Annotated in this window: 9 protein-coding genes and 1 pseudogene; 5 read left to right on the top strand and 5 right to left on the bottom strand. The window is 72.3% G+C overall.

Going from position 1 to position 13,208, the window contains the following annotated elements; genetic code table 11:
* Window positions 1–27: 27 nt before the first annotated feature.
* Window positions 28–1,833 (bottom strand): 3-hydroxyacyl-CoA dehydrogenase family protein, encoded by a 1,806-nt coding sequence (locus ACX25U_RS06745; RefSeq protein ID WP_454389612.1) that lies wholly within the window; start codon window positions 1,831–1,833, stop codon window positions 28–30.
* 371 nt (window positions 1,834–2,204) lie between these two features.
* Between ACX25U_RS06745 and ACX25U_RS06740 the strand changes: the two genes are divergently transcribed.
* Complete coding sequence (locus ACX25U_RS06740; RefSeq protein WP_454389611.1) at window positions 2,205–2,780, top strand: adenylosuccinate lyase; 576 nt, start codon at window positions 2,205–2,207, stop codon at window positions 2,778–2,780.
* 4 nt (window positions 2,781–2,784) lie between these two features.
* Here ACX25U_RS06740 and ACX25U_RS06735 read toward each other — a convergent pair whose 3' ends face one another.
* The 4 genes from ACX25U_RS06735 to ACX25U_RS06720 form a co-directional block, all read right to left on the bottom strand.
* Window positions 2,785–3,285, bottom strand: coding sequence for an N-acetyltransferase family protein (locus ACX25U_RS06735; RefSeq protein WP_454394136.1), 501 nt, complete (start codon window positions 3,283–3,285; stop codon window positions 2,785–2,787).
* A 20-nt stretch (window positions 3,286–3,305) separates the two neighbouring features.
* On the bottom strand, window positions 3,306–3,704 hold the full coding sequence (locus ACX25U_RS06730) for a RidA family protein (protein WP_454389610.1): 399 nt from the start codon (window positions 3,702–3,704) through the stop codon (window positions 3,306–3,308).
* 50 nt (window positions 3,705–3,754) lie between these two features.
* Complete coding sequence (locus tag ACX25U_RS06725) at window positions 3,755–5,353, bottom strand: alpha/beta hydrolase (protein WP_454389609.1); 1,599 nt, start codon at window positions 5,351–5,353, stop codon at window positions 3,755–3,757.
* 135 nt (window positions 5,354–5,488) lie between these two features.
* Complete coding sequence (locus tag ACX25U_RS06720) at window positions 5,489–6,544, bottom strand: Rv2578c family radical SAM protein (RefSeq protein ID WP_454389608.1); 1,056 nt, start codon at window positions 6,542–6,544, stop codon at window positions 5,489–5,491.
* A gap of 190 nt (window positions 6,545–6,734) precedes the next feature.
* Here ACX25U_RS06720 and ACX25U_RS06715 point away from each other — a divergent pair, with 190 nt between their 5' ends.
* The 4 genes and pseudogenes from ACX25U_RS06715 to ACX25U_RS06700 all read left to right on the top strand — a co-directional run.
* On the top strand, window positions 6,735–7,178 hold the full coding sequence (locus ACX25U_RS06715) for an SRPBCC family protein (RefSeq protein ID WP_454389607.1): 444 nt from the start codon (window positions 6,735–6,737) through the stop codon (window positions 7,176–7,178).
* A 180-nt stretch (window positions 7,179–7,358) separates the two neighbouring features.
* Window positions 7,359–9,755 carry an MFS transporter gene (locus ACX25U_RS06710; RefSeq protein ID WP_454389606.1) on the top strand — a complete coding sequence of 799 codons (2,397 nt, stop codon included), beginning with the start codon at window positions 7,359–7,361 and terminating at the stop codon, window positions 9,753–9,755.
* Between the two features lie 147 nt (window positions 9,756–9,902).
* On the top strand, window positions 9,903–12,365 hold the full coding sequence (locus ACX25U_RS06705; protein ID WP_454389605.1) for an ATP-binding SpoIIE family protein phosphatase: 2,463 nt from the start codon (window positions 9,903–9,905) through the stop codon (window positions 12,363–12,365).
* A 218-nt stretch (window positions 12,366–12,583) separates the two neighbouring features.
* A pseudogene (locus tag ACX25U_RS06700) lies at window positions 12,584–13,180 on the top strand (SAM-dependent methyltransferase); the annotation flags it as partial.
* Window positions 13,181–13,208: the final 28 nt, after the last annotated feature.

Here is a 13,208-nt window from a genome sequence, read left to right as displayed (position 1 = left end):
CCGTCTCGGAACCAGTCGCCGGGCCGCTCAGCGGCGGGCATATTCGCGGAAGCCGCGGCCCGTCTTGCGGCCGAGGCAGCCCGCGGCCACCAGGTGCTCCAGGAGCGGCGCCGGGGCCAGGCCCGGGTCGCGGAACTCGCGGTGCAGCACCTTCTCGATGGCCAGCGAGACGTCCAGGCCGACGACGTCCAGCAGCTCGAAGGGGCCCATCGGGTAACCGCCGCCGAGCCTCATCGCCGCGTCGATGTCGTCCAGGGACGCGTAGTGCTCCTGCACCATCTTGATCGCGTTGTTGAGGTACGGGAACAGCAGGGCGTTGACGATGAAGCCGGCGCGGTCCCCGCAGTCGACGGCGTGCTTCTTGATCTTGACGCAGACCTCGCGGACAGTCGCGTGGACGTCGTCCGCCGTCAGCACCGTACGGACGACCTCGACCAGCTTCATCGCCGGCGCCGGGTTGAAGAAGTGCATGCCGATGACGTCCTGCGGGCGCGAGGTGGCGCGGGCGCAGGCGACCACGGGGAGCGAGGAGGTGGTGGTGGCCAGCACCGCGCCCGGCCTGCAGACCTTGTCCAGCGTCGCGAACAGCTGCTGCTTGACCGCCAGGTCCTCGGCGACGGCCTCCACGGCCAGGTCCACGTCGGCGAAGTCGTCGTAGGAGCCGGTCGCCGTGATCCGGTCCAGGGTCTGCGCGGCGGCCTCGGCGGTCAGCCGTCCCTTGTCGACAGAGCGCGAAAGGGACTTGCCGATACGGGCCTTCGCGGCCTGTGCCTTCTCCTGGCTGCGGGCGGCGAGCACGACCTCGTACCCGGCCTTGGCGAAGACCTCGGCGATGCCGGAGGCCATGGTGCCCGAGCCGGCGACGCCCACGGAGCGGACCGGACGGCCGGGGGTGAGGGTGTCCCCGGCCGGCGGGGTCAGGGCGTCCCGCACGACGGTGCCGCTGCCCGGGGCCTCGTAGGTGTAGAAGCCGCGGCCCGCCTTGCGGCCGGTCAGGCCGGCCTCGCTGAGCTGCTTGAGGATCGGCGCGGGGGCGTGCAGCCGGTCGCGCGACTCGGCGTACATGGCGTCCAGGACCGTACGCGCGGTGTCGATGCCGATCAGGTCGAGCAGAGCCAGCGGACCCATCGGCAGGCCGCAGCCGAGCCGCATCGCGGCGTCGATGTCCTCGCGGGAGGCGTACTTCGCCTCGTACATCGCGGCGGCCTGGTTGAGGTAGCCGAACAGCAGCCCGTCGGCGACGAAACCGGGCCGGTCACCGACCGCGACGGGCTCCTTGCCGAGCTCCAGGGCGAGGTCGGTGACGGCGGCGACGGCCTGCGGCGCGGTCAGCACGGAGGAGACCACCTCGACCAGCTTCATGGCCTGCGCCGGGGTGAAGAAGTGCAGGCCGAGGACGCGCTCGGGGTGGGCGGAGTCGGCGGCCAGGCGGGTCACCGACAGGGCGTTGGTGCCGGTGGCCAGGATCGTCTCCGGGCGGACGATGCCGTCCAGCTCCCGGAAGATCTGCTGCTTGATCTCGTACGACTCCGGCGCCACCTCGACGACCAGGTCGGCGTCCGCCGCGGCGGTCAGCTCGGTGGAGGTGCGCACCCGGGCGAGGACGTCCGCGCGCTCCTGCTCGGTCAGGCGCCCGCGCTCCACGGCACGGGCGGTGGACGTCTCCAGGGCGGCGACGGACTTCGCGGCCGCGGCCTCGCTGATGTCGATGCCGACGACCTCGCGGCCGGACCGGGCGAGGACCTCGGTGATGCCGGTGCCCATGGTGCCGAGGCCGACGACGGCGATCGTCTTCAGCGGGGACAGAGAGGTGTCGGAGAAGGGAGTGGCCATCGCGGGACTCCAGGAATGAGGGTGACGACTGGGAACGCGCCCCGGTGCGCCGAGGGGCGCACCGGGTGCGGGAGAAAGGGAGTGCGGGTGTGCCGAGCTGCGAGCGCACACGCCCGGTGCCGATCGCCACGGGCGCCTGCGCGCCCGGCAAGCGGCGAAACCGACCGGCTCTGTCCCGAAGCCGAGTCGTACTGCGGTACCTGATGTACCGAACCGACAACACTCGCGGTGGCTGCGTCACCAGGCCACTGCGAGGCGATGCGAGTGGGTGACTCGCTCGTCTGAGCTTAACTTGTGGGTAACGAGCGCGCCACCCCCTTGAGTTTGTGATGTAGGTCCCGCTCGGGTGGTCGCACGCCTAGGCTGGCGTCGTGGACGAAGAGTTGCGATCGCTCACGGAGCGCTTACGACAGGAGTCGGGCGGGTCGGCGGCATACGAGCACCTGGTCGCCAGCCGGGACACGGACGAGCTGGCCGAGGTCCTCACGGCCCCCGGGCAGCCGCTGTGGGCCAGGGAGCTGGCCGCGTTCCGGCTGGGCCTGGCCGGCGACCGGCGGGCCTTCGAGTCCCTGGTCCTGCTCCTGAACCACCGGGACCAGCAGCGCTGCGCCTCCGCCGCCCACGCCCTGGCCCGCCTCGGCGACCCCCGCACCGCCCGCGCGGCGGCGGCCCTGGCCACCAACGAACTCCGCGTCGCCTACGCCCTGCACCCGGTACGGCTCCTGGTGGAACTCCGCGCCCCCGAATCCGTCCCCGCCCTGGTCACCACCCTGGAACGCCGCCTGCGCCCGCACGACCCCTACCGCCGCGTGGCCCTCGCCTGCATCGAGGGCCTGGGCACCCTCGGCGACCCCCGAGCCCGCCCCGCCCTCACCGAGGCCCTCGCCCACCCGTCCCTGGCGGAGGCGGCGGTGCGGGCGCTGGCGCGGATTCCGGGGCAGCGGTGACCGGTCAGGCCGGCAGACTCCTGACGTACCGCACCTCGGGCACGGCGACCTCGTCCACCTCGAAGGACTGCTCGGTCCCGTCCGCGCGGAACCCCGCCCGCTCGTAGAAGCGTCGGGCTCCGGTGTTCCCCTTCAGGACCCACAGGAACATGCGCATGTGTCCGGAGGCCGTGCACCTGCGCACGGCCTCCGTCAGCAGCGCGCGCCCGATACCGCCGCCGCAGCGCGCCGGGTCCACGAAGAGCGTGTACAACTCGGATTCCCCGGTGAGGACTTCACCGTCCCGGTACGGGCCGTGGCACGCCCAGCCGAAGATTTCGCCGTCCAGTTCGGCGACCAGGTCCACCACGCTGCCGTCGTCCCGTGCGAGACGCGTGCGGCATTGCTCGGCGTCCTGCTCAACACTGAGCGTGTCGAGGTACGACTGCGGCATGAGGCCCGGGTAGGCGCTCTGCCGGCCGCGCACGCGGATCTCGGAGACCCGGCCGCAGTCCGCGAGGGTCATCCGCCGGATGAGTGGGTCCGTCACTCGGGCACCACCGCGAACGCCTCGATCTCCATCAGGAACTCCGGGCGGACCAGGGCGGCGACCTGGACGGCGGAGGAGGCGGGCAGGCGGTCGTCGGGTATGTGGGTGGCGCGGGCCGTGCGGATGGCCGGGAGGTGGGCCATGTCCGTGACGAAGTAGGTGAGTTTGACGACGTCCTCGAAGGTCGCCCCCGCCGCGGCCAGGCAGCGGCGCAGGTTCTCGAAGACCTGACGGGCCTGCGCGGCCGGGGCGCCCTCGCCGACGAGCTCGCCGTCCTCGTTCAGGGGAAGCTGGCCGGAGACCGCGACGAAGCGGCCGGTGCCCATGACGACGTGGGCGTACTGCGCGGCGGGGGCGACCCCGGCGGGGGCGGGAATCCTGGTCGGCTGACTCATGCGTCCATGGTGGACCATGGGTCTGACAACGCCCGCCCCCGCGGGGTGACTCAGCCGCGGAAGCGGACGAAGTCGTGCAGCGTCGAGCCGCGCGCGGTGTCGGAGGCGGAAGTGGCCGCCAGGGTGGACGCCTTCGTGCTCAGCGGCTTGGGGTCGGGCAGCTTCCGGCACACCGCGTCCGCGACGCCGTGCCCGCGCGGCACCTTGCCGTTGGTCAGGTACGCGGCCAGGTGCTTGTCCAGGCACGCGTTCCCGCTCAGCGTGATGCCGTGGTTGCCGCCACCCTGCTCGACGACCAGGCTGGAGTTCCGCAGCAGACGGTGCACCGTGACGCCGCCCGGGTACGGGGTGGCCGCGTCGTCGGTCGCCTGGAACAGCAGCGCCGGCGGCAGCTTGCTGTTGGCGACGTTCACCGGGCGCTGCGAGGAGACCGGCCAGAAGGCGCAGGGCGCGTTGTACCAGGCGTTGTTCCAGGCCATGAACGGCGCCTTGTCGTGCACGGCCCAGTTGTCCTTGCGCCACTGCCGCCAGTCGCGCGGCCAGGCGGCGTCACGGCACTGCACCGCGGCGTAGACGCTGTAGCCGTTGTCGCCGGAGGCGTCGACGGCGGCGAAGTTGTCGTACGCCTCGATGAGCGGTCCGGTCTTCTTGTCGTTCGCGTACGCCGCGAACGCCTGGGCCAGATAGGGCCAGTAGCCGTTGTAGTAGCCGCCCGGGACGAAGACGTCCTCCAGCTCGGAGGCGCCGACCTTGCCGCCCGCGGGCTTCTTGGCGAGCGCCGCCCGCATCGCGTACCACTTGGCCTCGACCTTGGCCGGGTCGGTGCCCAGCCTGTACGTCGAGTTGTACTTGGCGATCCACGCCATGAAGGCGTGCTGACGGCCCTCGAACGCGTAGTCCTGCTGGATGTTGTCGTCGTACCAGACACCGGTCGGGTCCACGATCGAGTCCAGGACGAGCCGGCGCACCCGCTCCGGGTAGAGCTTGGCGTACACCGCGCCGAGATAGGTGCCGTAGGAGTAACCGAAGTAATTGATCTTCTTCGCGCCGAGGGCCTGCCGGATCGCGTCCATGTCGGTCGCCGCGTTGACCGTGTTGATGTGCGGCAGCACGCCCGCGTACTTCTTGCCGCAGGCGGCGGCGAAGTCCTTCGCGCGCTTGAGGTTGGCCTTCTCGATCGCGGGCGTGCTCGGCACCGAGTCGGGGCGCACCGGTTTGAAGTAGCCCGGCTTGCAGTCCAGGGCGGGGGAACTCTTGCCCACCCCGCGCGGGTCGAAGCCGATGACGTCGTACTGGGCCGCGACCGACTTGGGCAGCGAGGAGGCGACGAACCCGGCCAGCGTCAGACCGCTGCCGCCGGGGCCGCCGGGGTTGACCAGCAGGGGGCCCTGGTACGTCTTCGCGGTGTGCGGGACGCGGGACAGCGCCAGAGTGATCTTCTTCCCGGACGGGTGTCTGTAGTCGAGCGGCACCTTCACCGACCCGCACTGGAGCGTCGGGTAGTCCGTGGTGCCGCACTTCTTCCACGTGACCTTGACGGCCTTCGCGGCGGCTGCGGGGTGCGGCGTGCTCGCCTCGGCGGGGACGGCCGTGAGGGACCCGGCCATGACCACGGCGGCACCGCACAGCACGGCAGCGCTTCTTCTCATACGTCCTCCCAGGACGGAGAGGCTGTGGACCGCGGGTCTCGCGATCCTCGCCGCATCGTCCCGGAAAGCACCCCCGGAAGAACGCGTTCTGACAAATCTTGACCCAATCGGGCCGTGCGGTGCCCTCGAACGCTCTCAAACAAGCGTGAGTTGGGTCGGTTCGGACATCTGAGGCGGCGTCGGCCCGGGTGGCCGGACGCGGCGCGACGCCCCCGCGCGCGTGGGTCCGATGCCGTACTCCCGTGCCAGTTCGTGCACCTGACGGGTGATCTGGCGCTGGTACCACTTCGGGGCGTAGGCGCCCCCGGCGTACAGATGCTCGTAGCGGCGCACCAGGTGCGGGTGGTGCTGCCCGAGCCAGACCATGAACCACTCACGGGCTCCGGGCCGCAGATGCAGCACCAGGGGCGTGACGGACGTGGCCCCGGCCGCCGCGATCGCCCTTACCGCCGACCGCAGTTGGGCCGGACGGTCGCTCAGGAAAGGGATCACCGGCGCCATCAGCACCCCGCAGCCGATGCCGTGCTCCCCGAGGGCGTGGACCACGTCCAGGCGCCGCTGAGGCGCGGGCGTGCCCGGCTCGACGGTGCGCCACAGCTCGGTGTCGGTGAAGCCGACGGAGACGGAGATGCCCACGTCGGTGACCTCGGCCGCCTGCGTGAGCAGGTCGAGGTCGCGCAGGATCAGCGTGCCCTTGGTGAGGATCGAGAACGGGTTCGCGTGGTCGCGCAGCGCGGACAGGATCCCCGGCATCAGCCGGTAGCGGTCCTCGGCCCGCTGGTAGCAGTCGACGTTGGTGCCCATCGCGATGTGCTCGCCCTGCCAGCGGCGCGAGGCCAGTTGCCGGCGCAACAGGTCCGGGGCGTTCACCTTGACGACGATCTGGGTGTCGAAGCCGAGGCCCGTGTCGAGGTCCAGATAGCCGTGCGTCTTGCGGGCGAAGCAGTACACGCACGCGTGCGTGCAACCGCGGTACGGGTTGACCGTCCATTCGAAGGGCATGCGGGAGGCGCCCGGCACCCGGTTGATGATCGAGCGGGCCCGGACCTCGTGGAAGGTGATTCCGCGGAACTCGGGCGTGTCGAAGGTGCGGGTGGTCACCGCGTCCGCGCCGAACAGCGCGGCGTCGGCCCGGCCGTGACCGGTGTCGCCGGTGTCCCCGGAGTCCGGGGTGGGGTTGTCCCAGCGCATCGCGCCTCCTCGGTAGCACTGCCCAGAGAATAGAACATTTGTTCCCTTGATCGTGTGGGTGACCGTACGAGTGCCGTTCCCGATCGCCCGCGGTGCCGGGTTCGATCACTTGCCGGGCTCCGATTTGGGGTCCGGGCGGCAGGGTGATTGGCTTGCCCCAAGCCCGAGAACGGATGTCCTGGAGGAAGTCATGGCGCAGGTCGAAGCCACTACGGAGCGGGTCGTCGCCGCCGACGCGGAGAAGGTGTTCGACGCGCTCGCCGACTACCGCGGCACCCGCCCGAAGCTGCTGCCCGAGCACTTCAGCGAGTACGGGGTGCGCGAGGGCGGGGACGGCGAGGGCACCCTCGTCCGCTGGAAGCTCCAGGCCACGAGCAAGCGGGTCCGCGACTGCCTGATGGAGGTCAGTGAGCCGACCGACGGCGAGCTCGTCGAGAAGGACCGCAACTCCTCCATGGTCACCACCTGGCGCGTCACCCCGGCCGGCGAGGGCAGGTCCCGGGTCGTCGTCACCACCACCTGGAAGGGTGCCGGCGGCATCGGCGGCTTCTTCGAGAAGACGTTCGCCCCCAAGGGCCTCGGCCGGATCTACGACGCCGTGCTCGCCAGGCTCGCCGCCGAGGTCGAGAAGTAGGCCCTCGCAGGCAACTCCCCGGAGTGCGGGCCCCGTTGACCCCTCACCGGTTCGAGTGGATCCGTCCACGGAGCGGCGGTATGCCGTAACTCGTCGTGCTTGCTCGTAGTTGTCGATGTTGTCGATTTACGCAGGGATTGTGCGGGAATCGCGCGGCAGGTACGACGAGGGGAGCGGTACGTGGGCGGGATCACCCTGGTGCAGGACCAGCCGGTCGCGGCGGCGCCCCCGAGGATCCCCGCCGCGCCCGCCGTCCCCGCCCTTCCTCACCTCGGCCCACGCCGGGTGCGGCTGGTCTTCGTCGGGCTGATGCTCGCGCTGTTGCTCGCCGCCCTGGAGCAGATGATCGTCGCCACCGCGCTCCCCAGGATCGTCGGCGAGCTGCACGGCCTGGACCGGATGTCCTGGGCGATCACCGCCTACCTGCTCACCTCCACCGTCGGACTGCCCGTCTACGGCAAGCTCGGCGACCTGCTGGGCCGCAAGGGCGTCTTCCAGTTCGCCATCGTCGTCTTCGTCGCCGGCTCCGCGCTCGCCGGACGGGCGCAGACCATGGACCAGCTGATCGCCTTCCGCGCCGTGCAGGGCGTCGGCGCGGGCGGACTCATGATCGGCGTTCAGGCCATCATCGCGGACATCGTGCCGCCCCGGCAGCGCGGCCGGTTCATGGGCCTCATCGGCGCCGCCTTCGGCCTCGCCTCCGTCGCCGGACCGCTGCTGGGCGGCTACTTCACCGACCACCTGTCCTGGCGGTGGTGCTTCTACATCAACGTGCCCTTCGGCCTGGTCACCCTGGCCGTGGTCACCGTCGTGCTGAAACTGCCCAAGCCCCGGGTCAGGGCCCGCTTCGACGTCCTGGGCACACTGCTGCTCGCCGCCGCCTCCACCTGCCTGGTGCTGCTGACCAGCTGGGGCGGCACCGAGTACGCCTGGGACTCGCGCGTCATCCTGGGGCTCGGGGCGGGCGCCGCCGCGGCGGGCGTCCTCTTCCTCGTCGCCGAGCGCTTCGCCGCCGAACCCCTCATCCCGCTGCGGCTGTTCCGGGACTCCGTGTTCAACGTCAGCGGACTGGTCGGGCTCGTCATCGGCGCCGCGCTGTTCGGCGCCGCCGGCTATCTGCCCACCTTCCTGCAGATGGTCGACGGCGCCTCGGCCACCGAGTCCGGGCTGCTGATGCTGCCCATGATGGGCGGCGTCGTGGCGGCGTCGATCGTCTCCGGGCAGCTCATCAGCCACACCGGCCGTTACCGGATCTACCCCGTCCTCGGCAGCGCCCTGTCCGCCGCCGGCATGTGGCTGCTGTCCCGTCTCGAGGTCGACACGCCCCGGCTGCACTACAGCGTCTGGATGGCCGTCCTCGGCGTGGGCATCGGCCTGGTGATGCCGGTCCTGGTGCTCGCCGTGCAGAACTCCGTGCGCCCCGCCGACCTCGGCACGGCGACCAGCGCCAACAACTACTTCCGGCAGATCGGCGGCAGCGTCGGTGCCGCCGTCTTCGGCACCCTGTTCGCCGACCGGCTCACCGACGCCCTGCGCCACCGCGTCCCCGCGCGCGCGGGCGGCGCCCTGCCCGATCCCGAGTCGATCACCCCGCAGGGCGTGCACGCGCTGCCGCCGGTCCTGCGCGACTCCTACGTGCGCGCGTACGCCGACGCCATGCCGCGGATCTTCCTCTACCTGGTGCCGGTGCTCGTCCTCGGCCTGCTCATCGCCTTCTTCCTCAAGGAGAAACCCCTGGTGTCCCACAACACCCACGTGACCGACCCGGAGACCGCGCCGCCGGCCGCCACCGTGCCGCAGGCCCGTTCGCCCCACGCCGCCGGTGTGCCCGTCTGCGGCACCGTGCAGCACCCCGACGGGACCGTCGTGCCCCGCGCGGCGCTCACCCTGATCGACGTCGGCGGACAGCAGATCGGCCGGGGCGCGAGCGGCGACGACGGGCGGTACGCGCTGTCCACGCCGGGCGCCGGGTCGTACGTCCTGATCGCCGCGGCCGGCGGACACCAGCCGCAGGCGGTCTCCGTGACCGTCGGCGAGCGGCCCGTCGAGCTCGACGTCGTCCTCGGCGGTGCCGGACGGCTCGCGGGCACCGTGTGCACCGCCGACGGCAGCCCCGTGCGGGACGCCACCGTCACGCTGACCAATGTGCACGGCGAGGTCGTCGCCAGCACCCGCAGCGGGCGGGAGGGCGGCTACGTCATCAGCGAGCTGGTCGCCGGCGAGTACACCCTCGCCGCGAGCGCGCCCGCCTTCCGCCCGGCCGCGCTGCCCGTCACCGTGCAGGCCTCGCGGGAGACCCGCCAGGACGTCGAACTCGCGGGCGGCGCCGTGCTGCGCGGGACGGTGCGGGCCGGGGGTGGGCGGCCCGTCGAGGACGCGCGCGTGACGCTCCTCGACGCCGCGGGCAACGTCGTGGACACGCTCACCACCGGAGCCGACGGAACGTTCCGGTTCGTCGATCTGTCCTCTGGCGAGTACACCGTGATCGCGGCCGGCTACCCGCCCGTCGCCACGGTGCTGCAGGTCGCGGGCGGAGGACGCACGGAACGCGATCTTCAGCTCGGGCACGAGGACTGAGTCGCGGTCAGGGGGCGCACGCCCGCGCGCCGGTGCGCTCCCGCTCAAATCAATTCCAGTATTGCCGCACATCGTGACGGGCCGTCGCCGTACCGTGGTGCCCGGGGGAACAGATCTTGCGGAGCCGTGGGGAGAGGGGCCTGGACCATGGACCGTGGCACCGAAGGGGACGTACCTCCCGGCCGCGGAGCCGGGAGCGGCCCGGCGGCGGATGCCGCGGCCGGCCGTGTCCCGCTGGCCGTGGTCGTGGTCGACGACGACGGCCTGGTGTCGCACTGGAGCAGGGGCGCGCGGCGGATGTTCGGCACCGCCAAGGAGGAGGCGATCGGACGGCCGGCCGTCGATCTGCTGCCCGTCTCCGGCGCCCTGCCCGACGAGGCCGACGACGCCCCCTACCGGTCGTACGCCGGCTACGACGGGCTCGGACCCGGACTGGAATCGTCCCTCGACGGGCGGCTGTCCTACCCGGCCGCCGGGCGCGCACGGCTCGCCGCGCCCGAACGGGACCGGGTGGACGTCCTGTGGTGGGCGTATCCGCTCGTGGGGCCGGGGCGGGAGCGGTTGCTGGTGCTCGCCGCCGACGCGGACGGGCTGCGCCGGGATCCCGGGCACGAGGGCGGGGGCGCGTCCGAGCGGATCGCGCCCGCCTTCGCCCTGCACACCGACTTCGCCGGCGCCGACGAGCTGGCGCGCCGGCTGCCCGAGATCCTGCCCAGCATGAGTGTCGGCGAGAGTGCCCGGATCGTCGCGCAGGTTCTCGAACTGGGCTATCCGGTCCTGGAGTTCAGCCAGAACGACCGGGTGCCGGTCACCCCTGACTGGGGCGTGCCGCGGCGCGCCGAGCGCAAGGCGCGTCGCGAGCGGACCGCGCGGGCCGCCGCCCAGGGCCTGCCCGCGCCGGACGAACTCGCCCACGACGAGGGCGAGGACCTGGAGTACGCCGCCGTCCGCGAGCGCCTGGAGTTCCTCAACGAGGTCAGCGGCCGGATCGGCACCTCGCTCGACCTCGCGCGGACCATCGTCGAGGTCAGCAAGGCCGTCGTGCCGCGCTTCACCGACGTGGCCTGCACCTACCTGCGCGAACAGGTCGTCGCCGGCGAGGGGTTCCCCGAGGGCGTGCCCGACACGACCACCATGTGGCACCGGGTGGCTCTGGAGCACACCGACGAACCCGGCCGCTGGGACGACGTCGTACCGGTCGGCGAGGCCATGCCGTTCCCGGCGGACACGCCGTTCTTCCAGTGCATGACCTCCGGCGAGCCGGTGCTCGTGCCGCGGATCAGCGAGGAGATGGGCCATGCCATCGCCTCGCAGTTCGAAAAGCGTGACCTCCGGCCGATGATCACCAACCGCTCCATGCTGGTCGCACCGTTGAAGGCGCGCAACGTCGTCCTCGGCTTCATGGCCCTGATGCGCCATCCCGAGCGGCCCGAGTTCAACGACATGGACCGGGTCACGGGCGCCGAACTCGCCGCCCGTGCCGGCCTCGTGCTCGACAACGCGCGCATGTACACCTACCAGGAGGCCGTCGCCGAGACCCTCCAGGACAGCATGCTGCCGCACATCCCGGCGCGGATGGCGGGCTGCGACATCGCCACCCGGTACCTGCCGGGCACGCTGCTCGGACGGGTCGGCGGCGACTGGTTCGACTCGGTCAAGCTGCCCGGGGCCCGTACCGCCCTGGTCGTCGGCGACGTGATGGGCCACGGCCTGAACTCGGCGGCGATGATGGGTCAGTTGCGCACCGCCGTACAGACCATGGCCGCGCTCGACCTGCCGCCCGCCCAGCTGCTGCGCAACCTCGACGACCTCGCCCAGCGGCTCGGCGACACCTACCTCGCGACCTGCCTGTACGCCGTGTACGACCCCATCGCGAGCGAGCTGCACCTCGCCAACGCGGGCCACATCCCGCCGGTCCTGGTGCGCGCCGACGGCCGCAGCGAGCTGCTGGACCTGCCCACGGGCGCGCCCATCGGCGTCGGCGGGGTGCCCTTCGAAGCGGTACGCGTGCGCGTGGCGACCGGTGACCGGCTGGTGATGTGCACCGACGGGCTGGTCGAGGTGCGCGGTGAGGACATCGGCGTCGGGCTGGCCACGCTGTGCGAGTCCGCCGCCCATCCGGCCGCGTCCATGGACGACGCCTGTGACACGATCATCCGCGCGCTGAACACGCGCGGGGGCCGCAAGGACGATGTGGCCCTGCTGATGGCGCGTCTCAACGGCATCGAGCCCGAGGACGTCGCCGAGTGGCGTCTGACCCGCGACCCGGCCGAGGTGGGCCGGGCCCGCGCCGTGGTCCGCGAGCAGCTCCACGAGTGGGGCCTGGCCCGGCTCGCCGACCCTGCCGAACTGATGGTCAGCGAGCTCGTCACCAACGCGGTACGGCATTCCCACGGCCGGCCGGTCGAACTGTGCCTCGTGCGCGGCGACACCCTGCTGTGCGAGGTGGAGGACGACGACCACGACCTGCCCACCCTGCTGAGCGCCGGCCCCACCGACGAGTCCGGCCGCGGCCTGCGCGTGGTCAGCACCCTTGCCCGCGCGTGGGGCACGAGCCGTGCGAGCACCGGCAAAACGGTGTGGTTCGAACTGGCGTTGCCCCGCCGTTGACGCGATGGGCGACAGCGGGCCGAGCGGACGGCGGCGGTAGCGGCAACAGCGCCCGCTCCGCCGCGTGAGCGACGAGACGGCCCGCCCACCGCGCGGCGGTGCCCGTTCCGGTCGGTGCCCACCCGGCGCGGCCACACCACACCGGGTGGGCCCCGCAACACGACGAGTTCCCACCGTCCGCGCGTTCCCGGGCCCTCGCCTCCGGGCCTCGTCCGTACCCGCACTCGCGCGTGCCCGCGCGGGCAAGGGCGGTCCTCCCGGTTTCGACCGGTACCCGGACGCGTTTTCCGGCCGGGCGCTTCCCGCACGTCGTGGGCGCCGACATCGCCGCGGCGGCCATCGAGCACGCCCGGCACGGCGACCCCGCCGGGCAGGCCGCGCACCGGGTGCCGGACACCGCCGACAAGAGTGAGGCGGAGACGCTGCACGCCGAGTTCGGCGACGCCCACGTGTGCATGCGGGGCGTGCTGCACCAGTGCGAGCCGGACGACCGGCAGGGCCTCGTCGACAGGCTCGCCGTCCTCGTCGGCGAGCGCGGCCGGGCCTTCCTCGTCGAGCCGTCCGAGGCCGCCCGGCCGATCCTGGGCGGGCCGGCGCGGAGCCCCGCCGGGCCGCCGCCCGAACTCGCGCCGGTCTTCCTGCACGGCATCGCGCTCGGCGAGGCCGCCGACGAAGCGGTGCCGGAGCATCTACGCGCGGCCGGCCGCACCGTCCTCGCGGCGGGTGAAATACCTCTCACTCCCACCGGGTTCACCCACGACGGCACCCGGATCGTGCTGCCGTCGAAGTGGCTCGTGGCCGGGCGCACCCGGTGAGCGGCCCCGCCTCCCGGTCGCACTGCGT

It is taken from the genome of Streptomyces sp. JNUCC 63, assembly GCF_054366325.1.
This window is presented reverse-complemented; position numbering and strand designations above follow the sequence as displayed.

Coding starts and splice junctions, on each gene's coding strand:
- ACX25U_RS06745 (WP_454389612.1), bottom strand. CDS start 1,833: ATGGCCACTCCCTTCTCCGACACCTCTCTGTCCCCGCTGAAGACGATC.
- ACX25U_RS06735 (WP_454394136.1), bottom strand. CDS start 3,285: ATGACCCTCGCGGACTGCGGCCGGGTCTCCGAGATCCGCGTGCGCGGC.
- ACX25U_RS06730 (WP_454389610.1), bottom strand. CDS start 3,704: ATGAGTCAGCCGACCAGGATTCCCGCCCCCGCCGGGGTCGCCCCCGCC.
- ACX25U_RS06725 (WP_454389609.1), bottom strand. CDS start 5,353: ATGAGAAGAAGCGCTGCCGTGCTGTGCGGTGCCGCCGTGGTCATGGCC.
- ACX25U_RS06720 (WP_454389608.1), bottom strand. CDS start 6,544: ATGCGCTGGGACAACCCCACCCCGGACTCCGGGGACACCGGCGACACC.
- ACX25U_RS06715 (WP_454389607.1), top strand. CDS start 6,735: ATGGCGCAGGTCGAAGCCACTACGGAGCGGGTCGTCGCCGCCGACGCG.
- ACX25U_RS06705 (WP_454389605.1), top strand. CDS start 9,903: ATGGACCGTGGCACCGAAGGGGACGTACCTCCCGGCCGCGGAGCCGGG.